This is a genomic window from Azospira sp. MPR-E4 (assembly GCF_058809645.1).
Genome location: NZ_JBXAST010000049.1, coordinates 1 through 24342 on the forward strand (window position 1 = coordinate 1; position 24342 = coordinate 24342).

18 protein-coding genes are annotated in these 24342 nt (G+C 68.5%); 7 read left to right on the plus strand and 11 right to left on the minus strand.

Annotation, left to right across the window (positions count from 1 at the left end; translation table 11 throughout):
• Positions 1-28 precede the first annotated feature (28 nt).
• The gene (locus tag AC1RTA_RS12990; protein ID WP_492784929.1) at positions 29-931 is read right to left on the minus strand and encodes a histone deacetylase family protein; all 903 of its coding nucleotides are present in this window, start codon (positions 929-931) and stop codon (positions 29-31) included.
• A gap of 159 nt (positions 932-1090) precedes the next feature.
• On the opposite strand from AC1RTA_RS12990, the gene AC1RTA_RS12995 reads away from it, so the two are divergent.
• The 6 genes from AC1RTA_RS12995 to AC1RTA_RS13020 all read left to right on the plus strand — a co-directional run bounded on the left by AC1RTA_RS12995 (position 1091) and on the right by AC1RTA_RS13020 (position 12487).
• Complete coding sequence (locus AC1RTA_RS12995; RefSeq protein WP_492784930.1) at positions 1091-3175, plus strand: TonB-dependent receptor plug domain-containing protein; 2085 nt, start codon at positions 1091-1093, stop codon at positions 3173-3175.
• Positions 3176-3223: 48 nt separating this feature from the next.
• Positions 3224-4171, plus strand: a complete 948-nt coding sequence (locus tag AC1RTA_RS13000; protein ID WP_205231233.1) for an ABC transporter substrate-binding protein — start codon at positions 3224-3226, stop codon at positions 4169-4171.
• Positions 4168-6336 (plus strand): EAL domain-containing protein, encoded by a 2169-nt coding sequence (locus tag AC1RTA_RS13005; protein ID WP_492784931.1) that lies wholly within the window; start codon positions 4168-4170, stop codon positions 6334-6336. Before AC1RTA_RS13000 ends, AC1RTA_RS13005 begins: the two co-directional genes overlap by 4 nt.
• A gap of 103 nt (positions 6337-6439) precedes the next feature.
• Entirely contained in the window at positions 6440-7948 is a 1509-nt protein-coding gene (locus AC1RTA_RS13010) for a sensor domain-containing diguanylate cyclase (protein ID WP_165397447.1), read from the plus strand.
• 67 nt (positions 7949-8015) lie between these two features.
• A complete protein-coding gene (purL, locus tag AC1RTA_RS13015; protein ID WP_492784932.1) occupies positions 8016-11993 on the plus strand; it encodes a phosphoribosylformylglycinamidine synthase in 3978 nt (1325 codons plus the stop codon).
• An 86-nt stretch (positions 11994-12079) separates the two neighbouring features.
• Positions 12080-12487: a bacteriohemerythrin gene (locus tag AC1RTA_RS13020; RefSeq protein ID WP_014237907.1), complete on the plus strand. Its 408-nt coding sequence runs from the start codon at positions 12080-12082 to the stop codon at positions 12485-12487.
• Between the two features lie 21 nt (positions 12488-12508).
• On the opposite strand, the gene AC1RTA_RS13025 is transcribed toward AC1RTA_RS13020, so the two are convergent.
• From AC1RTA_RS13025 to AC1RTA_RS13045, 5 genes are read right to left on the minus strand one after another with little or no spacing between them, the layout of a single operon-like run.
• On the minus strand, positions 12509-14437 hold the full coding sequence (locus AC1RTA_RS13025; protein WP_492784933.1) for a GGDEF domain-containing protein: 1929 nt from the start codon (positions 14435-14437) through the stop codon (positions 12509-12511).
• A gap of 53 nt (positions 14438-14490) precedes the next feature.
• Positions 14491-15291, minus strand: coding sequence for a peptidylprolyl isomerase (locus tag AC1RTA_RS13030; protein WP_014237905.1), 801 nt, complete (start codon positions 15289-15291; stop codon positions 14491-14493).
• A gap of 42 nt (positions 15292-15333) precedes the next feature.
• Positions 15334-15606 (minus strand): BolA family protein, encoded by a 273-nt coding sequence (locus AC1RTA_RS13035; RefSeq protein WP_014237904.1) that lies wholly within the window; start codon positions 15604-15606, stop codon positions 15334-15336.
• The gene (locus AC1RTA_RS13040; RefSeq protein WP_014237903.1) at positions 15603-15905 is read right to left on the minus strand and encodes a YciI family protein; all 303 of its coding nucleotides are present in this window, start codon (positions 15903-15905) and stop codon (positions 15603-15605) included. Before AC1RTA_RS13040 ends, AC1RTA_RS13035 begins: the two co-directional genes overlap by 4 nt.
• The gene (locus AC1RTA_RS13045) at positions 15905-16444 is read right to left on the minus strand and encodes a septation protein A (protein ID WP_492784934.1); all 540 of its coding nucleotides are present in this window, start codon (positions 16442-16444) and stop codon (positions 15905-15907) included. Before AC1RTA_RS13045 ends, AC1RTA_RS13040 begins: the two co-directional genes overlap by 1 nt.
• Before the next feature lie 226 nt (positions 16445-16670).
• On the opposite strand from AC1RTA_RS13045, the gene AC1RTA_RS13050 reads away from it, so the two are divergent.
• Complete coding sequence (locus tag AC1RTA_RS13050) at positions 16671-19814, plus strand: ATP-binding protein (protein ID WP_492784935.1); 3144 nt, start codon at positions 16671-16673, stop codon at positions 19812-19814.
• 189 nt (positions 19815-20003) lie between these two features.
• Here the strand turns inward: AC1RTA_RS13050 and bioD are convergent, their stop codons facing one another.
• The 5 genes from bioD to AC1RTA_RS13075 form a co-directional block, all read right to left on the minus strand.
• Positions 20004-20657, minus strand: coding sequence for a dethiobiotin synthase (gene bioD, locus AC1RTA_RS13055; protein WP_492784936.1), 654 nt, complete (start codon positions 20655-20657; stop codon positions 20004-20006).
• 165 nt (positions 20658-20822) lie between these two features.
• Positions 20823-21596 carry a malonyl-ACP O-methyltransferase BioC gene (gene bioC, locus AC1RTA_RS13060; protein ID WP_416244237.1) on the minus strand — a complete coding sequence of 258 codons (774 nt, stop codon included), beginning with the start codon at positions 21594-21596 and terminating at the stop codon, positions 20823-20825.
• Positions 21596-22348 (minus strand): alpha/beta fold hydrolase, encoded by a 753-nt coding sequence (locus AC1RTA_RS13065; protein ID WP_492784937.1) that lies wholly within the window; start codon positions 22346-22348, stop codon positions 21596-21598. The genes bioC and AC1RTA_RS13065 overlap by 1 nt, the downstream gene beginning before the upstream one ends.
• A gap of 10 nt (positions 22349-22358) precedes the next feature.
• Entirely contained in the window at positions 22359-23534 is a 1176-nt protein-coding gene (bioF, locus tag AC1RTA_RS13070; RefSeq protein WP_014237897.1) for an 8-amino-7-oxononanoate synthase, read from the minus strand.
• Positions 23531-24342: aminotransferase class III-fold pyridoxal phosphate-dependent enzyme (locus tag AC1RTA_RS13075; RefSeq protein ID WP_492784938.1), on the minus strand; the 812-nt coding region annotated here is incomplete at its 5' end. The genes AC1RTA_RS13075 and bioF, both read right to left, overlap by 4 nt.

The following is a 24342-nucleotide window of genomic DNA, read 5'->3' on the forward strand; positions in this document are numbered from 1 at the left end:
GCGTCAGGGTGGCGGTCATGGCTGGATTCTAGCGCTGCTCGAAGTGCCGGCGGGCACAACGTATCGTGTTGGCATGGATGGCCACGGTGTCGCCGATGTCCCGGGCGTAGCCGCCGGCCATGGCGATGGCCACGGGGATGCCCCGCTCCCGGCAGGCCGCCAGGACCCGCTCGTCGCGGGCCTCCAGGCCGGCCATGGTCAGGGAAAGGCGCCCCAGGCGGTCCCCGGCGTAGGGGTCGGCGCCGGCCAGGTAGATCGCCAGCTGGGGCCGGCAGCGGCTGAAGAGGTCCGCCAGTCCTTGTTCCAGGGCCACCAGATAGGAGGCATCGTCGCAGCCGTCGGGCAGTTCGATGTCCAGGTCGCTGCGGGCTTTGGCGAAGGGATAGTTGCGGGCGCCGTGGATGGAGAAGGTGAACACGCTGGCATCCCCTTCCAGGATGCGGGCGGTGCCGTCGCCCTGGTGCACGTCGCAGTCGATCACCGCCACCTGGCCCACCCCGTCCTGCGCCTGCAGGGCCCGGGCGGCCACGGCGGCATCGTTGAAGACGCAGAAGCCGGCACCGGCGGCATGGGCGGCGTGGTGGGTGCCGCCCGCCAGATTGACGCCCCAGCCCTCTGCCAGGGCTGCCCGGCAGGCGCCCAGGGTGGCGCCGGCGGAGCGGCGGGAGCGCTCCACCATGGCGGCCGACCAGGGAAAGCCGATCTGGCGCATTTCCTCCGGCGTCAGCTGGCCGCTGCAGACCCGTTCCACGTAGGCCGGATCGTGGGCCCGGCAGAGGTCCTCGCGGCTGGCGGCCTCGGGCAGGATGAAGTCCGCCGGCGGGTAGCCTTCGTCGAGCAGGGTCTGGCGCAGGCGGGCGTACTTTTCCATGGGAAAACGGTGGCCCGGGGGCAGGGGCAGGACGAAGGTGTCGGAGTAGAAGAGCTGCATGCCTAGTAGTGATTTCTGCGCTTGTTCGATACGGGGATTCCCGTTAAGGTGGCAACTACAAAAATTTACAATATGCTGCTGTCAGTTTTTGCCGCCAATCAGCTGTACCGGAAGCGGGTCTGGCAACCGGCATTGGTCACCTGTCACCGCGCCCCAATAATGATGAAATACCTGTCCCGGGCCAGCATTCTGCCCATGTTCCTGATGATTTCTGCTCTGCCCGGCCAGGGGGCTGAGTCGGTTGCCGACCTTTCCGAACAGGATTTCCTCGCCGACGTGCCGGTGGTGCTGACCGCTTCCCGCCTGCGCCAGAATGTAGCAGATGCGCCGGCGGCGGTGACGGTGATCGACCGCCAGATGATCCGGGATTCCGGCGCCTGGAGCATTCCCGACCTGTTCCGCCTGGTGCCCGGCATGTACGTGGGGGAAAGCGCCGACCGGGGCACCTTCGTCCCCAATTCCGTGGTCAGCTACCACGGCCTCACCGATGGTTTCTCGCGGCGCATGCAGGTGCTGGTGGACGGCCGTTCCATCTACACCCCCCTCTTCGGCGGCGCCGTCTGGAGCACCTTGCCCCTGGCGCTGGAGGATATCGAGCGCATCGAGGTGATCCGCGGTCCCAACTCGGCCACCTACGGCGCCAACTCCTTCCTCGGCATCATCAACATCATCAGCCGCCATGCCACCGAGACCCAGGGGGCCATGGTGTCCCTCACCGACAGCAAGCGCGGCTCCGATGCCACCTTCCGCTGGGGCGGCAAGGCGGGTGCCCTGGATTACCGGGTCACCGGCAGCCAGCGGCGGGACCAGGGCATCACCGATTCCGCCGTACCGGATGCAATTCACCCGACGGTTCCTAACCGTTTCGACAACAAGCGCCTGAACAACTTCACCTTCCGCGGCGACCTGCAGATCAGCGACCGGGACGCCCTGGAAGTTCAGGCCGGTCTCTCCCAGGGCGACCACCAGTCGGGCAAGAACGAGCTGCCCGGCAGCACCACCTACTCGCCGGAACATGTGCGCAAGCTGGACAGCTACTACGGCCTGCTGCGCTGGCAGCGCAGTTTCAGTGCCGACGAACAGTTGTCGATCAAGGCCTACGCCAATCGGGACGAGCAGAATTACGACCTGGCCAGCCTGGTGGTGCCCCATTTCGGCGTGGTTCCCACGCCCTTTGATTCCCCCATGCGTCTGCTGGGCGAGCGTTACGACCTGGAGGCCCAGCACACCCTGGCACCCACCAGCACCACGCGCCTGGTGTGGGGGGCGGGAGTGCGCCTCGACCGCTTCACCAGCCGCTTCTTCTTCAATGCGAACCAGGCCCAGTCCTTCCGTCAGAGCAACCTGTTCGCCAACCTGGAATGGCGGCCCAGCGCCAGGTGGGTTTTCAACGGCGGCCTGATGCTGGAGAAGAACAGCTATACGGGCTCCCATGCCTCGCCCCGCCTAGCCGCCAACTACCATGTCGTGCCCGGCCATACCCTGCGCGTCTCCACCAGCCGCGCCACCCATACCCCGGTGATGCTGGAAGCCAAGGCCGATTCGCGCTGGACCTTTCCCCTGTCGCCGATCAACTGCCTGATCCTCAAGTCCTGCACCTATCGGGCCTACGGCCATCGCGATGACCTGCAGTCGGAGCAGATCACCTCCCGGGAGGTCGGCTACGTCATGGAACTGCCCGGCGGCTCCCTGGACATCAAGTATTCCCTGGACCACCTGACCCATCTGCTGGAAACGGAAGCCCGGGGCTTCTCCGGCTCCATGATCAATCCCCTCACCGGCCAGATCCTGCCCGGAGTCCAGTACAACAACCTGGGGAGTGCCGACATTCGCGCCCTGGAGGCCCAGTGGCAGCAGAAATTCACGGAAGCGACCCGGCTGCATGTGGCCTGGTCCATGACCAAGGTCACGGGCAATGGGGCCAGTCGCGACAGTGCCAGCATCTACAGCGACTCCGCCCCCCTGCACAGCCGCAGCATGCTGCTGGCCCACGATTTCGGCAGCCGCTGGACCGGCAGCCTGGCCTACTACCAGATGGGGCGCATGGCGGTGCAGGGCGACGGCGACGTGCAGAATCCCTACGAGCGGGTCGATGCCCGTCTGGCCTACCGCTTCCGCGACGGCGCCTACCAGGGCGAGGTCGCCTTCATCGTGCAGAACCTGTTCGACAAGCCCTATCAGGAGGTTTATTACGAAAACCTCATCGGCCGTCGTTCCTACGTCAATCTGCGGCTGGAATTCTGATTTCCCATGTCGCGCCTGTTCCCTTCCCCGGCTCTGCCTCGCCTGCGAATGCTTTGTCATATCGCATTGGCATTGCTGTGGCTGGGGCTGACGGCAGGTGCTGCACCGGCCGCGGCGGCGGATACGGTGGCCGTGGTCCTGAGCGAGCGGGGCGGTGTCTACGCCGAATTCCTTGACGCCCTGAATGCCGGCATGGCCCAGTCCCCGGGCCGGCGGGTGGTGCGGCTGACCGGGGTGGCGGCAGCCGGGGAAAAGATCGACGAGGCGGAACTGGGCGATGCCTCCCTGGTCCTGGCCGTAGGGGCCGGCGCCGCCCGGGCCCTGGCGCGGATGGAAGGGACGCCGCCGGTGTTGAGCGTCCTGGTGCCCCGCCTGACCTTCGAGCGGATCGCTGCCGAATCCGGGCGCCGTGCCCGGCCCGGCAGCTTTTCCGCCCTCTACCTGGACCAGCCCCTGTCGCGCCAGCTCAACCTGTTGCGCTTCGCCCTGCCCGGACGCAAGCGGGTGGCGGCGCTGCTGGGGCCCGAATCCGCCGCTCTGGCGCCGCGCCTGCGCAGTGCCGTGTCCCGGGCCGGCTTTGAACTGCAGATGGAGCAGGTGGCCGAGGAGGGGGACATCGTGCCCGCCCTCAACCGCCTGCTGCCGGGTACCGACGTGCTGCTGGCCCTGCCCGACGGCCTGGTGTTCAACCGCAACACGGCCCGGCCGGTGCTGCTCACCACCTATCGCCACCAGCGCCCGGTGGTGGGCTTTTCCCAGGCCTACGTGACTGCCGGAGCCCTGGCGGCGGTGTTCTCCACCCCGGCCCAGATGGGGCGCCAGACGGCCGAGTTCCTGCGGGGCCTGCCGGCGGGACGGGTGACCCTGGGGGCGCCCCTGTACCCGAGCTACTTCAGCGTCGCCGTCAATCGCAACGTGGCCCGTTCCCTGGGACTGGACCTGCCGGACGAGGGCGTGCTGCGGGAAGCCCTGGAAAAGGCGGGGGAGGGCGAATGATGCAGCACCTCTATCTGCGCCTGGTCGGCAGCATCCGCCAGCGGGCCCTGTGGCTGGCCCTGCTGCCGGCCGTGCTGGTGGCCACGGCCCTGGCCTCCTATTTCTCCATCACCGGCATGGGCGAACTGGACGAGGAACTGCGCCGGCGTGGCCACACCATCGTCCAGTACCTGGCGCCGGCCAGCGAGTACGGCCTCATCTCGGGCAACCGGCCCAGTCTGCAGGCCCTGGTCCAGGCCGCCATGCAGCAGCCCGACGTGCGCGCCGCCGTGGTGACGGACTTCCAGGGCCGGGTCCTGGCCATCAGCGGCCGCACCCAGCTGCCGGTGCGCCTGGTGGAGCAGGCCGGCGACCTGGTGGGGCTGCTGGCCAGCAGTCACGACACCCTGGGCTTCGTCGCCCCGGTGCGCCGCAGCCAGCTGGATATCGACGATTTCCTCAGCCTCGAGCCGATGCCGCCCCAGCCCCCCGGCAGCGACCGCCTGGGCTGGGTCTATGTGGAACTGTCCAGCGAAGACCTGCAGGCGCGCAAGTCGGCCCTGCTGCTGCATACCCTGCTGATCCTGACGGCCGGCCTGGGGGCCGGCGCCTACGTGGCCCTGCGCATGGCCCGTTCCCTGTCCCGTCCCGTGGGGCGCCTGTTGAAGGCCGTCGGACGCATGGCTGCCGGCGAGCTGGAGGCCCGGGTGGAGCAGGCTTCCGCCGGCGAACTGGGGGCCCTGGAACGGGGCTTCAACCACATGGCCAGCCGTCTCCAGGACATGCACGAATCCATGCAGGAGCGCATTGCCACCGCCACTGCCCAGCTGGCCCACCAGGCCAGCCACGATCCCCTCACCGGCCTGGCCAACCGGCGCGAATTCGAACTGCATCTGCAGGCCACCCTGGACGGGCGCGGTGGCGAAGAACTGCACCACGTGCTGTGCTACATCGACCTGGACCGTTTCAAGGTCGTCAACGACACCTGCGGCCACGCCGCCGGCGACGAACTGCTGCGCCAGATCACCCAGCTGCTGCGGCAGCGGGTGCGGGGGCAGGACCTGCTGGCCCGCCTGGGCGGCGACGAGTTCGGCCTGCTGCTGGAACGCTGCAGCCTGGAAGACGGCCTGCGGGTGGTGGAATCCCTGCGCCAGCTGGTGGAGGACTTCCGCTTCGTCTGGAACAACCGGGCCTTCGGCATTGGCGCCAGCATCGGCCTGGTGGAACTGGATTCCCGCATCCAGACCCTGGAGGAGGCCCTGGCCGCCGCCGACCAGGCCTGCTTCGCCGCCAAGGACCTGGGTCGCAACCGCATCCACGTCTACCAGGTCGACGATCGGGAGGTGGTGCGGCACCAGGGGGAAATGGACTGGGCCTCCCGCCTGACCCAGGCGGTGGAGGAAAACCGCCTGCTGCTCTACGCCCAGCCGGTGGTGCCCCTGGTTTCCGGCATTTCCTCCTGCCTGCGCTTCGAGGTCTTTCTGCGCCTGCTCAACGAGCGGGGCGAGGTGGTGCTGCCGGAGGTGTTTCTGCCAGCGGCGGAGCGCTTCAACCTGATGCCCCGGCTGGACCGCTGGGCCATCGATGCGGCCTGCTCCGGCCTGCGCCGGCTGCTGGATCAGGAAAGCCACCCCAGCCTGCAGTGCGGCATCAACCTCTCGGTGCAGACCGTGGGCCGGCCCGAGACCCTGGAATACATCGGCGAGCGCCTGCAGCACTACGACATTGCCCCGGCCTGCCTCTGCTTCGAAGTGGCCGAGGCCGCAGCCAGCCGCCAGTTCGCCGAGGTGCAGACCTTCGCCCAGGGCCTGCGCCAGCTGGGCTGCGGCTTTGCCTTCGACGCTTTCGGCAGCGGCCTCTCCTCCTTTGCCTACCTGCGGGCCCTGCCGCCGGATTATGTGAAGATCGACGGCGACCTGATCCACCGCATGACCGACGACCGGGTCAGCCAGACCCTGGTGCGGGCCATCCACGACATCAGCCGCCAGCTGGGCGTGGCCGCCGTGGCCGAGATGGTGGACGATGCCGCGGTCTTCGCCATGGTGCGGGAGATCGGCATCGAGCTGGGGCAGGGCACCTGGTTCGATCCGCCCCAGCTGTTCGAGGACTGGCTGGCGGTGTGCGAGGCCCGTCACGTCAATGGCGAGGCCGGCGTCTATTCGATCCTGCCGTCGCCGGCGGCCTGAGGCCGGCGAACTTTTCGCGTTTTTTGCGTTCTCTCCAGCAGAAGAGCCCGGGGTCGTGGATACAATGCGGTATCCAGGGCGCAGACGGGCAGGGACGGGGAGCATGGGGAAGGATACGGAGCGTATCTCGATCAGGCTGGTGGTGGGACTCACCGCCGTCTTCCTGCTTTGCCTGTGGGCCTTCGTCGCCTACTGGAGCCTGCGCAGCCGCGATCTGGAAATCGACAGCACCCGGGTCACCCTGGTGCGCCTGTCCACCGCCGCGGAAGAGCAGGTGCGGCGCATGTTCAAGCTGGTGGAAGTCTTTCTCGACACCTCCGACCTGTGGCTGGCCAACCATCCCCAGGCCGATCCCCTCACCGATCCCCAGTTCTCCGCCCTGGTGCAAGGCTTCTACCGGGCTTCCGGCAATGCCATCCAGCTGCGCCTGGTGAAGCGCGACGGCGCCCTCTACCGCATTCCCGCCGAAGGCCCCAAGCCCAACGCCCGGGTCGGCGACCGGGACTATTTCCTCGCCCAGGGCGACGCCGGACGGCGCGGCTTCTACATCGGCACCCCGGTGCAGAGCCGGGAGAACGGCCACTGGCTGATCCCCATCTCCGTGCCCCTGCAGCGGAGCAGCCACGACGTGACGGTGCTGCTCGCCTCCATCCGGGTGGACTATTTCGCCGGCGTCTTCGAGCAGGAGCGCATCCGCCCCAACGGCGCCATCACCCTGCTCCGCCGGGACGGCACCCTGCTGGCCCGGGCTCCCCACCTGCCCCAGTTGCTGGGCAAGTCGGCGGCCCAGACCGACGTCTTTGCCGACTTCCTGCCCCGGGCGCCCCGGGGGGTGGAGTTCTCTTCCTCCAGCGCCACCGACGGCGTCAGCAAGCTCACCTCCTATGCCGCCATGGACGATTTTCCCCTGGTGGTGGTGGTGGCTGCCGCCACCGACGACATCCTGGCCCGCTGGGAGCTGGACGCCACGGTCATCACCCTGGTGGGGCTGATCCTCACCGTCTTCGCCCTGGCCGCTTCCGGCCGCCTCATCTGGCTGCTGCGGGACCAGGAACGGGCCCGCTGCGAACTGTTCCGCATGGCCAGCACCGACGACCTGACGGGCTGCCTCAACCGGCGTCATTTCATGGCCTCCCTGACCCGGGAGTTTTCCCGCAGCCAGCGCCACGGCGACGACCTCAGCCTGATGGTGCTGGACCTGGATTTCTTCAAGCGCATCAACGACGGCTACGGCCATGCCGTCGGCGACAAGGCCCTCGGCGCCTTTGTCGCCGCCGCCCAGTCCTGCCTGCGCCAGTCCGACCAGTTTGCCCGCCTGGGGGGCGAGGAATTCGGCATCCTGCTGCCGGTGACCACGGTGGAACAGGCCCAGCCCGTGGCCGAGCGCCTGCGCCAGAAGGTGGCCGAGATCCGCATCCCGACGCCCCAGGGCGTGGTGCAGTTCACCGTCAGCATCGGCATTGCCGCTTACAGCAGCGATCTGGCCTCGGCGGAAGAACTGCTGCTGCAGGCCGACCGGGCGCTCTACGCCGCCAAGGGGGCCGGGCGCAACCGGGTGGTGGCGGCGCCGCCTGCCGGGCTCCCCGCAGACACCGTCGTTACCCCGGGCTAGGGGGGCGCCAAGCGGGTATAATCCCGCCTTTCGCCTTACCCCTTCAGCCACTCCCTCTCGAAATCCCATGGCCGACATCATCTTCCTGCGTGGCGCTCCCGCCTTTTCCGCTTTCCGTCTGCAACGTCTCCAGGCTCGATTGAGCGCCGCCGTGCCCGCCGTGGCCGGGGTGGAAGCGGACTACTGGCACTTCGTGCAGCTCGACCAGCCCCTGGCCGACGATGCCCGCGGCCAGTTGGCCAGACTGCTCGAAGAGCGTCACGGCGAGGAACGCGGCGACGACCTGGAACTGTTCCTGGTGACGCCCCGCATCGGCACCATTTCCCCCTGGTCCTCCAAGGCCACCGACATTGCCATCAATGCGGGCCTTGCCGCCGTCGAACGCATCGAGCGGGGCATCGCCTACTGGGTGCGCACCCCGGGCGGCCGCAGCCTTTCCGCCGAGGAGCGGGCTGCCGTGGCGGCCCAGCTGCACGACCGCATGACCGAATCCGTCATGGCCGACTTCGACGAGACCGCCGGCCTGTTCCGCCATTTCGAAGCCCAGCGCCTGTCCCGCGTGGACCTGCTGGCCGGCGGCCGGCCCGCCCTGGTGGCGGCCAACACCGACCTGGGCCTGGCCCTGTCGGAGGACGAAATCGACTACCTGCTGGACATCTACCAGAAGGCGGGGCGCAACCCCACCGACGTGGAACTGATGATGTTCGCCCAGGCCAACTCCGAACACTGTCGCCACAAGATCTTCAACGCCGCCTGGGTGGTGGATGGGGAAGCCCGCGACGAGACCCTGTTCGGCATGATCAAGGCCACCCACAAGGCCAATCCCCAGGGCACGGTGATGGCCTATGCGGACAACGCCTCCATCATCGAGGGCGCCAAGGTGCCCCGTTTCTACCCCCAGGCCGACGGCTCCTACGCCTACAAGGAAGAGCTGACCCACATCCTGACCAAGGTGGAAACCCACAACCACCCCACCGCCATCTCTCCCTTCCCCGGCGCCTCCACCGGTTCCGGCGGCGAGATCCGCGATGAGGGGGCCACCGGCCGCGGCTCCAAGCCCAAGGCCGGCCTCTGCGGCTTCTCCGTTTCCAACCTGTTCGTGCCTGGCGCCGAGCGGCCCTGGGAAACCACCATCGGCAAGCCTTCCCGCATCGCCTCGGCCCTTTCCATCATGCTGGAAGGCCCCATCGGTGCCGCCGCCTTCAACAACGAATTCGGCCGCCCCAACCTGACCGGCTACTTCCGCACCTATGAAGAAAACGTGGGTCCGGAAGTGCGCGGCTACCACAAGCCCATCATGATCGCCGGCGGCCTCGGCAACATCGAGGACGGCCAGTCCTTCAAGGCTGAAGTCTTCCCCGCCGGCACCCTGCTGGTGCAGCTGGGCGGCCCCGGCATGCTCATCGGCCTGGGCGGCGGCGCCGCTTCCTCCATGGCCACCGGCGCCAACAACGAGGACCTGGACTTCGCCTCCGTGCAGCGGGGCAACCCGGAAATCCAGCGTCGCGCCCAGGAAGTGATCGACCGCTGCTGGCAGATGGGCGTGCCCAAGAACGACATCGCCGCTCCTGGCGACGGCAACCCCATCCTCTCCATCCACGACGTGGGCGCCGGCGGCCTGTCCAACGCCTTCCCCGAACTGGCCCACTCCGGCCAGTGCGGCGCCACCTTCGACCTGCGCGCCGTGCCCATCGAGGAACCGGGCATGAGCCCGGCGGAAATCTGGAGCAACGAATCCCAGGAACGCTACGTCCTGGCCCTGCCGCCTTCCCGCCTGGAAGAGTTCAAGGCCCTGTGCGAGCGGGAGCGCTGCCCCTTCGCCGTGGTCGGCGTCACCACCGCCGATGGCCGCCTCAAGGTGACCGACGCCAAGCTGGGCGAGGACCCGGTGGACATGGACATGGAAGCCCTGCTCGGCAAGCCGCCGCGCATGACCCGGGAGGCCGTGCACCAGGCGCCCGCCGCCGTGCCCTTCGCCGCCGACAGCATCAATCTCAAGGATGCGGGCTACCGGGTGCTGCAGCTGCCCTCCGTGGCCGACAAGACCTTCCTCATCACCATCGGCGACCGTTCCGTCGGCGGCATGACCGCCCGGGACCAGATGGTCGGCCCCTGGCAGGTGCCCGTGGCCGACGTGGCCGTGACCCTGATGGGCTACCAGGGCTACCAGGGTGAAGCCTTCGCCATGGGCGAGCGCACCCCCCTGGCCGTGCTCGACGCCCCCGCTTCCGGCCGCATGGCCGTGGGCGAGGCGGTGACCAACCTGGCCGCTGCCCCCATCAACAAGCTCTCCGACGTCAAGCTCTCCGCCAACTGGATGGCCGCTGCCGGCTACCCGGGCGAGGACGCCCGCCTCTTCGATACGGTCAAGGCCACCTCCGAGGTGTGCCAGGCCTTGGGGCTTTCCATCCCCGTGGGCAAGGATTCCCTCTCCATGCGTACCGCCTGGGAAGAGGGCGGTGAAAAGAAGCAGGTGGTCTCCCCCCTGTCCCTCATCGTCACCGGCTTTGCCCACAGCCCGGATGTGCGCCGCACCCTGACCCCGGTGCTGCAGCTGGACCAGGGCGAAACCGAACTGCTGCTGCTGGACCTCTCCGCCGGCAAGAACCGCCTGGGCGGCTCCGCCCTGGCCCAGGTCTACAACGCCACCGGCGAACAGGTGCCCGATCTGGATGAGCCCAAGCTGCTGGCGGCCTTCTTCGCCGTGGTGCAGAAGCTTAACCAGGACGGCCTGCTGCTGGCCTACCACGACCGTTCCGACGGCGGCCTCTTCGCCGCTGCCTGCGAGATGGCCTTCGCCTCCCGTTGCGGTATCACCATCAACGCCGACATCCTGGCCTACGACCCCCTGCAGAACGATGTGGATGGCGCCGAGAAGCGCCCCGACCTGCTCGAGGGCCGCTCCATGGAACTGCTGGTGAAGGCCCTCTTCAACGAGGAACTGGGCGCCCTGGTGCAGATCCGCCGGGCCGACCGGGAGAAGATCACCGCCATCCTGCGCGAGGCCGGCCTGGGCCAGTGCTACGCCCTGGTGGGTTACCCCAACGACCGGGACCAGGTGCGCGTCTTCCGCAACGCCAAGCCCCTCTTCTCCGAGAGCCGGGTGGACCTGCAACGGGCCTGGTCCGAGACCTCCTACAAGCTGCAGTCCCTGCGCGACAACCCGGACTGCGCCCAGCAGGAATTCGACCGCATCCTGGACACCCAGGACCCGGGCCTCTCCGCCAGCCTCACCTTCGACATCGCCGAAGATGTGGCCGCCCCCTTCATCAACAGCGGCGCCAAGCCGAAGATGGCCATCCTGCGCGAGCAGGGCGTGAACAGCCATTACGAGATGGCCGCCGCCTTCGACCGGGCCGGCTTCCATTCCGTCGATGTGCACATGAGCGACATCCTGGCCGGCCGGGTCTCCCTACAGGACTTCAAGGGTGCCGTGGCCTGCGGCGGCTTCTCCTACGGCGACGTGCTCGGCGCCGGCCAGGGCTGGGCCAAGACCATCCTGTTCAACGGCAAAGCCCGGGACGAGTTCTCCGCCTTCTTCCAGCGCCCCGACACCTTCGCCCTGGGCGTCTGCAACGGCTGCCAGATGATGAGCGCCCTCAAGGAACTGGTGCCCGGTGCCGAGCACTGGCCCGCCCTGCAGCGCAACATCGTGGAGCAGTTCGAAGCCCGCTTCGTCATGACCGAAGTGACCGAGTCGCCTTCCCTGTTCTTCGCCGGCATGGCCGGTTCCCGCATGCCCATCGTCGTCTCCCACGGCGAGGGCCGGGCCGAGTTCGCCAACGCCCAGGATCAGGCCAAGGCCCTGGTGGCCCTGCGCTATGTGGACAACAAGGGTGCGCCCACCGAGGTCTATCCCTACAACCCCAACGGCTCGCCTGCCGGCGTTACCGGCTTCACCACCGCCGACGGCCGCTTCACCATCATGATGCCGCATCCGGAACGGGTCTTCCGCTCCGTGCAAATGTCATGGCATCCTAGCGCCTGGGGCGAAGACAGCCCCTGGATGCGCATGTTCCGCAACGCCCGCCGCTGGGTGGGCTAGGAACACCCAGGGCCGGGAGCGGCAGCCGGACAGAAGATCCGGCGCCGCGCCACAGGAACGGCCCTCAACTTTCAGGGAGGTATGCGATGGCATTCATGCCATGGACCAAGGAGCTGGAACTGGGGCTGGTCGAGATCGACCGGCAGCACCACTGGCTCGTGGATCAGACCAACGCGCTGCACGACGAGCTGTCCGCCCCGGCCCCCAGCCGGGACAAGGTGGGACAGATTCTGGAGGGGCTGGTGGATTACACCCACAACCACTTCATCGTCGAGGAGGTGTTGTTCCAGCAGTTCGGTTACCCGGAAACCCCGGCCCACAAGGCCGAACACGACGGTTTCACGGGCAAGGCCATGGATCTGCTGATGCGTTTCGAGGACGGGGAAGAGGTGACCATGGAAGCCCTGGATTTCCTCAAGGAATGGCTGGTGCACCACATCTGCCAGGTGGACCGGGCCTACGTGCCTTTCCTCAAGTCCAAGGGCGCCCTCTAGCCGCCCCCAACGATACGGTAATCAGATGGCGGCTGCGGCCGTCAGGCCAGGCCGGCGGCGCTCGATGAAAAGGGTGCTCCCGGCCTGTCTTTTTGCCTGCTTCTTGGCCATGCTGGCTGCCGCCGCCACCTCGTGGTGGGAGCTGAAGAGGCCCGGCTCCACCCGCAGGGCGCCGATGGAAAGGGAGGGCAGGGGATTGAAGACGGTGCGGCCCTTGCGGTCCTCGCCGACGAAGCCGCCCCGGGCCAGGTCTTCCGGCGCCACCAGGGCCGGCATGCGCTGGTCGAACAGGCGCAGGGCGCGGGCGCAGCGCTCCTCCCAGTCCGGGCTCTGGAACAGGATGATGAAGTCGTCGCCGCCGATGTGGCCGATGAAGTCCAGGCGCGGGTCCGCCACTTCCGCCATGAGCAGCCCCAGCATCTGGATCACGTCGTCGCCCTTGCGGTAGCCGTAGGCGTCGTTGAAGGGCTTGAAGTTGTCGATGTCGTAGTAGCAGGCGGCAAAGGCCGTCTGGCTCTCCAGCAGGCGCTCGGCATGCTCGTTGATGGGCACGTTGCCCGGCAGCTGGGTCAGGGGATTGGCGTAACGGGCAGCCGAAATCTGCATTTCCGTGATCATGGCCATCAGGTCCTGGCCGCTGCCGACCCCGACGTAGGAACCCTGGTCGGTGATGACGAAGCCGTCGTAGAGATAGTGCTTGGCGGCCCGGGCGATCATCAGCCCCACCTCCTGTACCGACAGGTTCTGGTCCACCACCAGGGGTGCCGGGTCCATGAACAGGGTGCACGGCTTCTTGCCGTACAGCTCCCGGCGGAAGGGGCGGGCGAAGCGGTCGATCAGGTTGTGGCGGTTGATCAGGCCCAGGGGCTGGCCCTGGTGCACCACGGGCAGCACGTGCAGTTCCGGGTTGTCCTCGAAGCGCTGGTAAACCATGTCGTTGCAGGCGTCCGGGGCGATGGGCTCGATGAAGTGGCTGAGGGCCCGGGCGGTGCTGCCGCCGGCGCCGCCGGCATTGGGGAAGATGGCGATCTGGCGGTTCTTCAGGACGGCCAGGGTGTCGCTTTCCGGCAGGGTTCGCGGCGTTGGCGCCGGGCGGGCGATGAAGAAGCCCTGGCCGCAGGCGATGCCCAGGTCGCGCACGGTGGTGAAGTCGGCCTCGGTCTCGATGCCCTCGGCGATGATGTAGGCACCGCAGGTTTCGGCGATCTCGTGCATGGAACTGACCAGCTTGAACTTGAGGGCGTCGTCGGCAATGCCCTGGATGAAGTGCCGGTCGATCTTCACATATTCGGGGCGCAGCTCCGACCACAGGCGCAGGTTGGAGAACCCCTCCCCCAGGTCGTCGATGGCGATGCGGTAGCCCTGGCCCCGGTAGTGCATGAGGGCGTCGTGGAGGTCGGCGAAGTCCTCGATCTGCTGGTTTTCCGTCAGTTCGATGATGATGCGGCTGGGGGACAGGCCCAGTTCCCGCAGCAGGCCCTGGGTCTCGCCGTTGCGGAATTCCGGGTCCTTGAGGCAGCCCGGGCTGACATTGACGAAGAGGTTGCCTGGCAGGTTCAGCTGGGCGAAGGCGCGGAAGATGGCGATGCGGCAGGCCCGCTCCAGCTCCATGGTCAGGTCCAGGCGGCGGGCCAGTTCGAAGAGGGCGGCCGGGGTGTGCAGGGGGGAGTCGATGGGGCCCCGGATGAGGCCCTCGAAGCCCATGTAGGACTGGCCCCGGTAGTCCAGGATGGGCTGGAAGACGGGAGTGAGCCGGCCTTCCCGGATCAGTTCGAGAAGGATGTCGGCTTCTTCGGCGCCGGGCAGGGAGTGGGCGCGAAAATTGAGGGCAAGGCGTTCGAGCAGGGAGGCGGCGGTCATCGTCTTCTCCACCAGGGAGGCAGGATCGCCACTGTAGGCGGGGGAGGTTACATGGCGATGACGCAGGACGAAAAAAAGGGGGAGGGCCATGGGCCGCTCCCCCTTGATCGGCGGGCCTCTCCGGGGAGAGGCCGCCAGCAGGCTTATTCCACCTTGGCCTTGGCGCGCAGGTCCTTGACCATGTTTTCCACGATCTGCTGCTGGGCACGCTGCTGCAACTGGCCCTTGACCTGGTCGAAGGGAGGCGGGTTCAGGGGACGGGTGTCTTCCAGCTGGATGATGTGCCAGCCGAAGTCGGACTTCACCGGGGCGTCGGTCAGCTTGCCCTTTTCCAGGCGCACCAGGGCGTCGGCGAAAGGCTTGACGTAGTTGCTGGGGTTGGACCAGCCCAGGTCGCCGCCGTTGTCCTTGGAGCCGGGGTCCTTGGACTGCTTGGCCAGTTCCTCGAACTTCTCGCCCTTCTTCAGCTTGTCCAGGATCACCTTGGCTTCGGTTTCGTTGTCCACCAGGATGTGGCGGGCCTTGTATTCCTTGCCGCCGAGCTTGGACTTGATCTCTTCGTAGTCCTTCTTCAGCTGGGCATCGGTGACCGGGTGCTTGGCCAGGTAGTCCTGGATGAAGGCGCGGATCAGCACGGCCTGGGAGGCCAGACCCATCTGGGCGGCGACGTCGGCCTTCTTGTCCAGGCCCTTCTTCTTGGCTTCCTGGCTGAGGATTTCGCGGCGGACCAGTTCCTCGCGCACGGCGGCGCGCAGTTCCGGACCTTCGGGGGCGCCCTGGGCCTTCTGTTCGGCGATGAAGGCATCAGCCAGGCTCTGGGGCACGGCGGTGCCGTTCACCACCACGGCGGCGGGAGCCTTTTGGGCCATGGCATTGGCCGAGAGAAGGGCGCCGCAAACCAGGGCGGCGGCCAGCTTGGAAGCGGACTTGGAAATAGTCTGCATGAACTTGTCCTTGTGCTGTGTGATGGGTGGGGTAAAACGCGATTATACGGAGTCTTGGTCCGGCGTCAGGGCATTTATGGCGAGGGCATGGATGGGCCCCCGCATCATGTCGCCCAGGGCGTCGTAGACCAGGCGGTGGCGGGCCACCGTGTTCTTGCCGGCAAAGGCGGCGCTGACCAGGGTCAGGCGGTAATGACCGCCGCCGCCGGCAGCGCCGGCATGGCCCCGGTGGGCCGCCGACTCGTCGTCGATGTGCAGGCGCAGGGGGGCCAGCACGGCCAGCCGCCGCTGCATTTCGGCCAGGGTGTCGCTCACGCCGGCAGCACCTTCTTGAAGGGCTTGACCGTGACCTGGGCGTAGACGCCGGCGGCCACATAGGGGTCCGCATCGGCCCAGGCACGGGCGGCTTCCAGGGAGGCGAACTCGGCGACGATGAGGCTGCCGGAGAAGCCGGCCGGGCCAGGATCGGGGGAGTCGATGGCGGGGCAGGGGCCGGCCAGGATCAGGCGGGCTTCCTGCTGCAGCTGGGTGAGCCGCTCCAGGTGGGCGGGACGGGCGGCCAGACGGGCCTCCAGGCTGCCGGGGCGGTCTTCGCCGATGATGATGTAGAGCATCAGTTTTTCTCCTCGTCGCTCACGTACTTGGACAGCATGGCCCCCTGGATGAGGACGAACACCAGCATCAGGCCCATGCCGCCGAACAGTTTGAAATTGACCCAGGTTTCCGTGGGGTAGTGGAAGGCCACATAGAGGTTGAGGGCCCCCATGAGGCTGAAAAAGGCGATCCAGGACAGGTTCATGCGCTGCCAGGCGGCATCGGGCAGTTCCATCTTTTCCTGCATCAGGCTGCGGATCAGGTTGCGGCGGAAGAACAGGGTGGCGCCGCCCAGGATCAGGGCAAAGGCCCAATAGAGGACCGTCGGTTTCCATTTGATGAAGGTTTCGTCGTGCAGCACCAGGGTGGCGCCGCCGAAAATGACGATGATGGCCAGGCTGACCCAGAGCATGGTGTCCACCGGCTTGCGGCGCAGCTTGAGCCAGCCGATCTGGCCGAAGGTGGCGGCGATGGCCACGGCGGTGGCGACGTAGATGCCGGCGAACTTGAAGGCGATGAAAAAGAGGAGGACGGGGAACAGGTCGAAGAGAAACTTCATGGGTATCCGGAAAGGGGCATGCAGCCGTGCTGGGGTCGCTGGATTATGGCGGCTTTCCCCCGGGCTGTCCATGGCGCCTCTGCTATACTTTGCGGTTACAAATCGTCACGAAAAACACCGTGGGGCGGGGCTTTGCAGCCTGCCGCCGGCAGGCGCTTCCCCGGCCCCGCCGGACCCTTTCGTCGCGGCCCTTTTGGCGCCCTTTCCGTTCTTCCGGCCCTTGCCCATGAACCAGACTCCTGCCGTCCGCCGCCGCTTCAGCCTGCTGCCCTACCGCATCAGTTCCCAGGTGGCGCTGCTGGTGTCCCTGCTGTTCATGCTCACCGTGTTCGCCTTCACCGCCTACACGGTGCAGGAGCAGGCCGACCTGTCCCAGGAAACCATTACCCGCCACAGCCAGGCCCTGGCCGAGAACATCGCCCTCACCGCGGCGCCTCAGATGGTGCTGGGGGACGAGAGCGCCCTCGAGTATTTCCTGCTGCGCTCCGCCGAGTATCCGGACATCCAGGCCCTGACCCTGATCGACGCCAGGGGCAAGGTCCTGGCTTCGGTGCGCAAGGATGCCCAGGGCGGCTCCAGCGCCGAATACGGCGTTTCCCGCCTGTTGCCGCCCCATGGCGAGGAGCCCCGCTCCAACCTGCTGGAAACCCCGGCCGGCCGCCGTCTGCTGCTGTGGCAGCCGGTTGCCAACGGCCAGGTGCTGGGCTGGCTGCGTCTGGAGATCGGCCTCGACCTGCTGGCCGACGCCCGGCGCCACATCTGGCAGGACAGCATCGTCACCGCCCTGGCGGCCATCATCGGCAGCACCACCCTGTTGCTGCTGTTCCTCCTGCGGCCCCTGCGGGCCCTGCGCCAGGCCACGGATTTCGCCTCACGCCTCGACGTGCTGCGGGGTCAGAGCCTGCCGGCCTACCACGGCAGCCTGGAGATCGGCGAGCTGGTGCAGGCCCTCAACCGGGCCTCGCGCCGCCTCAAGCAGCAGGAAGAGACCATCGAGGAAAACAGCCGCTTCCTGCAGAGCCTGACCGATGCTTTGGGGGAAGGGGTCATCGCCACCGACGCCGAGGGGCGCTGCACCTTCATCAACGCCGAGGGCGAGCGCATGCTGGGCTGGCGCCGCCAGGAGCTGCTGGGCAAGGATGTGCACCACACCATCCACTTCCAGACCGCCACCGGCTTCCACGTCAGCCAGGACGAATGCCCCCTGCACTCGCCGGCGGTGGCCAGCCGGCCCTTCCGTTCCGAGCTGGATGCCTTCACCCGCAGCGACGGCAGCGTCTTTCCCATCTCCGTCGTTTCCGTGCCCCTCTTCGAGGGCGAGCGCTTCACCGGCACCGTGGCCGCTTTCCAGGACATCACCGAGCGCAAGCGGGACGAGGACTTCCTCATGGCCACCACCTCCCGTCTCTCGGCCCTGATCGAGAGCATGCAGGCGGGCATCCTGGTGGAGGACGAGAACCGCCAGATCGTGCTGGCCAACCAGGCCCTGGGCCAGCTGTTCGAACTGGATGTGGACCCCCAGGAGCTGGTGGGGGTGGATTGCCGCCTGGTGCTGCAGCACCTGCAGGGCCTGTGCGCCGACGGGGCCCGGTTCGTGCCCCGGGTGGAGGCGGTGGTGGAGGACCGGCGCGCCGTCCTCGGCGAGGAAATCCGCCTGGCCGACGGGCGCGTCCTGGAGCGGGACTACATTCCCATCTACCTCTTCCCCCAGGTGGCCCAGCCGGAGGACTACCGGGGCCACCTGTGGCTGTTCCGCGACATCACCGAGCGCAAGCACGCCGAGCTGGAACTGCAGCAGGCCAAGGAGGCGGCGGAATCGGCGAACCGGGCCAAGGGCGAATTCCTGGCCAACATGAGCCACGAAATCCGCACCCCCATGAACGGCATCCTGGGCATGACCGACCTGGCCCTGGATTCGGCCCTGACGCCGGAGCAGCGGGACTACCTGGAGATGGTCAAGTCCTCCGCCGACGCCCTGCTGGTGATCATCAACGACATCCTGGACTTCTCCAAGATCGAGGCCGGCAAGCTGGAGCTGGAGCACATCCACTTCCACCTGCGCCAGCTGCTGCGGGAAACCCTCAAGCCCCTGGAACTGCGCGCCCGCCAGCGCAGCCTGACGCTGCGCTGCGAGGTACCGGAGGAGGTGGCCGACGGCTATCTGGGGGATCCGGGGCGGCTGCGCCAGGTGCTCATCAACCTGGTGGGCAACGCCATCAAATTCACCGAGGAAGGCCAGGTTGCGGTGCGCGTCGAAGCCCGGGACGGGCTCCTGCACTTCGCCGTCAGCGATACCGGTATTGGCATTCCGGCGGACAAGCAGCAGCTCATCTTCGAGGCCTTCTCCCAGGCCGACAGCTCGGTCACCCGCCGCTTCGGCGGCACCGGCCTGGGCCTCACCATCTGTACCCGGCTGGTGCGCCTGATGGGCGGCCACATGTGGGTGGAGAGCGACCCGGGCCAGGGCAGCACCTTCCACTTCACCGCCCGCCTGGAGGCCGTGGCCGGTCCGGCCGAGAGTGGCGAGGCCGACGCCGGCCGGGGCGAGGTGGTGCTGCCGCCCCTGCGCCTGCTGGTGGCCGAGGACAACCCGGTGAACCAGAAGCTGGTGCTGACCCTGCTGCAGAAGCGGGGCCACCGCGTGACCCTGGCGGACAACGGCCAGCAGGCCCTGGCGGCCCTGGCGACGGACCATTTCGACCTGGTGCTGATGGATATGCAGATGCCGGTCATGGGCGGCCTCGAAGCCACCCGCCGCATCCGGGCGGCGGAAGCGGCCCGGGGCGACGGTCAGCACCTGCCCATCGTCGCCATGACCGCCAACGCCATGGCCGGGGACCGGGAGCTGTGCCTGGAGGCGGGCATGGACGGCTACGTTTCCAAGCCCCTGCGCCGGGACGAATTCTTCTCCGCCATGGCCGACGTGCTGCCGCCCGAGCTGTTGCGCCAAGCCGGCGCCGCTGCGGCGATACCCGCAGACGGCCAGGCGGCGGCTGCCGCGTCCCCCTCCGAGTCGGCGCCGGCGGCGCTGCGGCGCTGCGACCGGGCCGAAGCCGTGGCCCGCCTGGAAGGGGACGAGGAACTGTTCGCCATGCTGGTGAAAATGTTCAGCGACGACCTGCCCAACTACCTGCAGCGCCTCAACGCCGCCCTGGCGGGGCAGGACATGGAGGCCCTGTCGCGGGAGGCCCACACCCTGAAAGGGCTGCTGGCCACCTTCAGCGCCGGCCGCGGCACGGCCCTGGCCCTGGAACTGGAAACCCGGGCCAAGGGCGGCCACGTGGAAACCCTGGGCGTGCTGGTGCGGCAACTGCAGGAAGAACTGGAACTGGTGCGCCAGGAACTCTTGGCGGGCGCGCCCACCGCCTGAAACGGCAGGCCGGGAGCCTGCCGTGGGGGAGCTGGGCCCGGACGGCCTGCTGCGGATCGGGAGTCGTGGGTTGCGTGCGGCGGCAGGCCGGAGACGCCCGTCCGGTAGCGCTTTCCGTCATGCCATGCCGGACATCGGCCAGGGATGCGCCTCCTGGCCGGGTGCCCCCAGGGGTTTGTTGCCGGGCGCCTAGGGCAGGCGCAGCAGGGCGCCGGCCGCGGCAGCGTCCACGCCGTGGGGAATGACGCCCAGCAGGGGCGCCGGCAGGGCCCGCTCCAGGCAGGCCAGGTTTTCCTCGAAGCGGCTCATGGCCGGATCGATGCGGTTGGCCACCCAGCCCGCCAGGGGCAGGCCCTGGGCGGCGATGGACTCGGCCGTGAGCAGGGCGTGGCTGATGCAGCCCAGGCGCATGCCCACCACCAGGATCACCGGCAGGCCCAGCTCCCGGGCCAGGTCGGCGGCGTCGAAATCATCCCCCAGGGGCACGCGCCAGCCGCCCACTCCTTCCACGATCAGCACCTCGGCCAGGGGCTTGAGCTCCTGAAAGGCATGGCGGATCACCGCCGCCTTGATGGGCCGGCCGGCTTCGGCGGCGGCGATGTGGGGAGCGATGGGCGGGGCGAACAGATAGGGATTGACCAGGTCCCGGGGCGCCACCACGGAGGCGGCGGCCATCAGGCGGCGCACGTCGTCGTTTTCCCCGTCGGCCTCGGTGCCGGCCGCCACCGGCTTCATGGCCAGGGCCGACAGCCCCTGGCGCCGGGCGGCGTGCAGCAGGGCGCAGGCGGAGAAGGTCTTGCCGATTTCCGTATCGGTGCCGGCGATGAAATAACCCTGTTTCATGGTGCGGTCCTCACTGAAAGGCGTTGGCCACAGAAGGCACAGAGATCACAGAGAAAAGCCGGAAATACAAAGGGGACGGAATGCTGCCGCCGGCCGTGGCAGCCGGACGGTTCTTCCCCTCCGTGTTCTCTGTGCCCTCTGTGGCAAAAAAGAATTTCCCCCCGCTCACTTCACCGCCGTACACAGCACCACGTCGTAGGTGGCGGGCAGGCCGGCGGCGCTGCGGTGGCGTTCGTAGCGCGCTTCCACGGTCTTCCAGGCGGCCTTGCCGAGGAAGCCGGTGCGGCGGGCGCCGCCCACCTGGTTGGCGCCGATGTCCTTGATGGCCCGCAGCAGGCTGCGCAGGTCCGGGTAGAAGATCTGCAGCTTGCGCCGCTCCACCCGCAGTTCCTGGAAACCGGCGCCGAGCATGGCTTCGCCGCAGGTGGCCGGGGGCGCGAAGGGCAGCACGTGGCGATGGCTGTCGATGCCGGCGAAAGCCTCCCCCAGTTCGGCGAAGGTGCCGGGCCCCAGGGTGCTGAAGGCGAGGACGCCGCCGGGCGCCAGCACCCGGGCCGCTTCCTTGAGGCTGTGGCCCAGGTCGCACCACTGCACGGCCAGGCTGGACCAGTAGAGGGCGGCGCCGCCGGCGGCCAGGGGCAGGTGCTCCAGGTCGGCGCACAGCGGCAGGCCGCCGTTGTCCCCTTCCCGGGCCCGGGCCAGCATGGCCGGGGCGAAGTCGGCCAGGAGCAGGGGGCGGCCCGGATAGCGGTGGGCCAGCAGGCCGGCGCCGTAGCCGGTGCCGCAGCCGGCATCGAGGAGAAAGCCGGCGGGCAGCTGGCCGTCCCCGGGCGGCAGGGAGGATTCCAGGGCGTCGCACACCTGGCGTTGCAGGGCCGCGGCCTGGTCGTAGGAGTCGGCGGCCCGGTCGAAGGCGCGGCGGATGTGGCGTTTTTCCATCAGGCGGGCAGTCCTTCCGCCCAGGCCTGCAGATGGCCGGCGAAGGCGGCCGGATCGTGCAGGAAGGGGGTGTGGGCAGCCTCCGCCATGAGCTGCAGCTGGCCGTGGGGCAGCTGGGCGGCCAGCCAGCGGGCGGCCTCCACCGGCATCAGGGGATCGGCTTCGCCGTGGATGACCAGGGCCGGATGGGACAGCTTGGGCGCCAGGGGCCGCAGGTCCAGGTCCCGCAGCCAGTCCAGGCCCCGCAGCAGGGCGGCCTTTTCCGCCAGGGGGGCCTTGGTCAGGGGCGCCAGCTGGCGGTTGATGTCCTTGGCCAGGCTGTCGCCCTGGTTCATCAGGGTGGCGAAGCGGGGCAGCACCGGGCCCGGGGCCAGGCCCACGGCGGCGGAGAAACCGCCGAGCAGGCTGGCCGGCTGGCCGGCGTTCCAGCCGTTGCCGGCGAGGAAGCGGGGCGAGGTGGCCACCAGCACCAGGCCGGCGATGCGTTTGGGGGCCCGGGCCGCCATCAGCTGGGCCAGCTGGCCGCCGAGGGACCAGCCGAGCAGCAGGGCGCCCTCGGGCACGTCGGCCAGCAGGGCGTCCACGGTGGCGGCCACCGAGTCGGCGCCGTCGGGGCGGCCCGGATAACCGGGCAACTGCAGCCGGGTGACGGAGAAATGGGGCGTCAGGTGGGGCAGCAGGGCCTCCCACACCCGGGAATCCAGGCCCCAGCCGTGGAGCAGGGCCAGGGGGCGCTTGGCGGGGGAATTCATGGCGTCGGACTCAATTTTTCAGCGGCCCGCATTCGGCCAGGGCCGCCACCAGGGCGTCCACCTGGCCCACGGTGTGGGCGGCGGAAAGGGTGATGCGCAGCCGGGCCTGGCCCTTGGCCACGGTGGGCGGGCGGATGGCGGGCACCCAGATGCCCCGCTCCAGCAGGGCCCGGCTCAGGGCCAGGGTGGGTTCGTTGTCGCCGATGACCAGGGGCTGGATGGGAGTGGGGGAATCCAGCAGCTGCCAGCCCCGCTCGGCGCAGAGGGGTTCCAGGCCCAGGCGCAGGCGGGCGATGAGGGTCACCAGATGGGCCCGGCGCTCGCTGCCGGCGGCGATCAGTTCCAGGCTCTTCTGCAGGGCGCAGGCCACGGCCGGGCTGGCGGCGGTGGTGAAGATGTAGGTGCGGGCCTTCTGCAGCAGCCATTCCAGGACCTTGGCGCTGCCGGCGACGAAGGCGCCGGAGACGCCGGCGGCTTTGCCCAGGGTGCCCATGTAGAGGACCCGGGGCGAGGGAATGAGCTTCACCGCGGCGGCGCTGCCCCGGCCCTGGCCCACCACGCCGAAGCCGTGGGCGTCGTCGATGACCAGCCAGGTGTCGTATTTCTCGGCCAGTTCGTAGAGTTCTTCCAGGGGGGCGATGTCGCCGTCCATGCTGAAGATGGCGTCGGTGACGATCATCTTGCGCGGCGCCTGGCTGGCGGCCAGCTGGCTTTCCAGATGGGCCAGGTCCAGGTGCCGGTAGCGGTGGCTGTCGGCCCGGGAGAGCTGCACCGCATCGATGAGGGAGGCGTGGTTGAGCTTGTCGGCGAAGACCGCGTCGCCCCGGCCCACCAGGGCCGGAATCATGGCCAGGTTGGCCATGTAGCCGGTGGAGAAATACAGGGCCCGCTGGCGCATGACGAAGGCGGCCAGGGCTTCTTCCAGCTGGTGGTGGGGGCGCAGGTGGCCGCTCACCAGATGGGAGGCGCCGGAGCCGGCACCCCACTGCCGGGCGCCCTCGGCCATGGCCTCGGCGATTTCCGGGTGGTTGGCCAGGCCCAGGTAGTCGTTGCTGCAGAAGGCCAGCACCGGCTTGCCGTCCGCCACCATTTCCGGCCCGCAGGGGGAATCGACGATGCGGCGGCGGCGGGTCAGGCCTTCGGCTTCGATGGCTTTGAGTTCGGCGTCCAGGCTTTCCCAGATCATGCGAGTGTGGCCTCCAGGGTGGCCAGGGTGCCCTGGCAGAGATGGCGGGCCTCGTCCTCGGAGAGCACGTAGGGCGGCATCAGATAGACCGTGTTGCCGATGGGGCGCAGCATCAGTTCCCGCTCCAGGCCGGCCTTGTAGAAGCGGCGGGAGAAGGAAGCGTCGGCCCCCTCCACGTCGAACGCCAGGATCATGCCGCGGCGCCGGTAGTGGCGCACCCGGGGATGCTGGCGCAGGGGTTCCAGCAGCTGGTGCAGGCGCTCCGAGAGCTGCCGGTTGGCGGCGATCACGTCGTCCTGCTCGAAGATGTCCAGGGTGGCCAGGGCGGCCCGGCAGGCCAGGGCGTTGCCGGTGTAGGAATGGGAGTGGAGGAAGCCCCGGGTCACGGCATCGTCGAGGAAGGCTTCATACACGGTGTCGGTGGTCAGCACCACGGAGAGGGGCAGATAGCCGCCGGTGATGCCCTTGGAGAGGCAGAGGAAATCGGGGCGCACCGTTTTGCCGTCCACCGCGGCCTGTTCGTGGGCGAAGAAGGTGCCGCTGCGGCCGAAGCCCACGGCGATCTCGTCGCAGATGAGGTGCACGCCGTAGCGGTCGCAGGCCTGCCGCGCCAGACTCAGGTAGAGCGGATCGTGCATGGCCATGCCGGTGGCGCACTGGATCAGGGGCTCCACGATGAGGGCGGCGATGTGGCCGTGGTGGGCTTGCAGATGGGCTTCCAGGGCCGCGGCGGCGCGGCGGGCCACGTCGGCCGCGGTCTCGCCGTCCCGCGCCAGGCGGGCGTCGGGGGAGGGCAGGACGGCGGCGG

Excerpts from the sequence above, each read along its gene's own strand:
- AC1RTA_RS12990 (WP_492784929.1), bottom strand. The coding sequence starts at position 931 with ATGCAGCTCTTCTACTCCGACACCTTCGTCCTGCCCCTGCCCCCGGGC.
- AC1RTA_RS12995 (WP_492784930.1), top strand. The coding sequence starts at position 1,091 with ATGATGAAATACCTGTCCCGGGCCAGCATTCTGCCCATGTTCCTGATG.
- AC1RTA_RS13000 (WP_205231233.1), top strand. The coding sequence starts at position 3,224 with ATGCTTTGTCATATCGCATTGGCATTGCTGTGGCTGGGGCTGACGGCA.
- AC1RTA_RS13005 (WP_492784931.1), top strand. The coding sequence starts at position 4,168 with ATGATGCAGCACCTCTATCTGCGCCTGGTCGGCAGCATCCGCCAGCGG.
- AC1RTA_RS13010 (WP_165397447.1), top strand. The coding sequence starts at position 6,440 with ATGGGGAAGGATACGGAGCGTATCTCGATCAGGCTGGTGGTGGGACTC.
- purL (WP_492784932.1), top strand. The coding sequence starts at position 8,016 with ATGGCCGACATCATCTTCCTGCGTGGCGCTCCCGCCTTTTCCGCTTTC.
- AC1RTA_RS13020 (WP_014237907.1), top strand. The coding sequence starts at position 12,080 with ATGGCATTCATGCCATGGACCAAGGAGCTGGAACTGGGGCTGGTCGAG.
- AC1RTA_RS13025 (WP_492784933.1), bottom strand. The coding sequence starts at position 14,437 with ATGGCCCTCCCCCTTTTTTTCGTCCTGCGTCATCGCCATGTAACCTCC.
- AC1RTA_RS13030 (WP_014237905.1), bottom strand. The coding sequence starts at position 15,291 with ATGCAGACTATTTCCAAGTCCGCTTCCAAGCTGGCCGCCGCCCTGGTT.
- AC1RTA_RS13040 (WP_014237903.1), bottom strand. The coding sequence starts at position 15,905 with ATGCTCTACATCATCATCGGCGAAGACCGCCCCGGCAGCCTGGAGGCC.
- AC1RTA_RS13045 (WP_492784934.1), bottom strand. The coding sequence starts at position 16,444 with ATGAAGTTTCTCTTCGACCTGTTCCCCGTCCTCCTCTTTTTCATCGCC.
- AC1RTA_RS13050 (WP_492784935.1), top strand. The coding sequence starts at position 16,671 with ATGAACCAGACTCCTGCCGTCCGCCGCCGCTTCAGCCTGCTGCCCTAC.
- bioD (WP_492784936.1), bottom strand. The coding sequence starts at position 20,657 with ATGAAACAGGGTTATTTCATCGCCGGCACCGATACGGAAATCGGCAAG.
- bioC (WP_416244237.1), bottom strand. The coding sequence starts at position 21,596 with ATGGAAAAACGCCACATCCGCCGCGCCTTCGACCGGGCCGCCGACTCC.
- AC1RTA_RS13065 (WP_492784937.1), bottom strand. The coding sequence starts at position 22,348 with ATGAATTCCCCCGCCAAGCGCCCCCTGGCCCTGCTCCACGGCTGGGGC.
- bioF (WP_014237897.1), bottom strand. The coding sequence starts at position 23,534 with ATGATCTGGGAAAGCCTGGACGCCGAACTCAAAGCCATCGAAGCCGAA.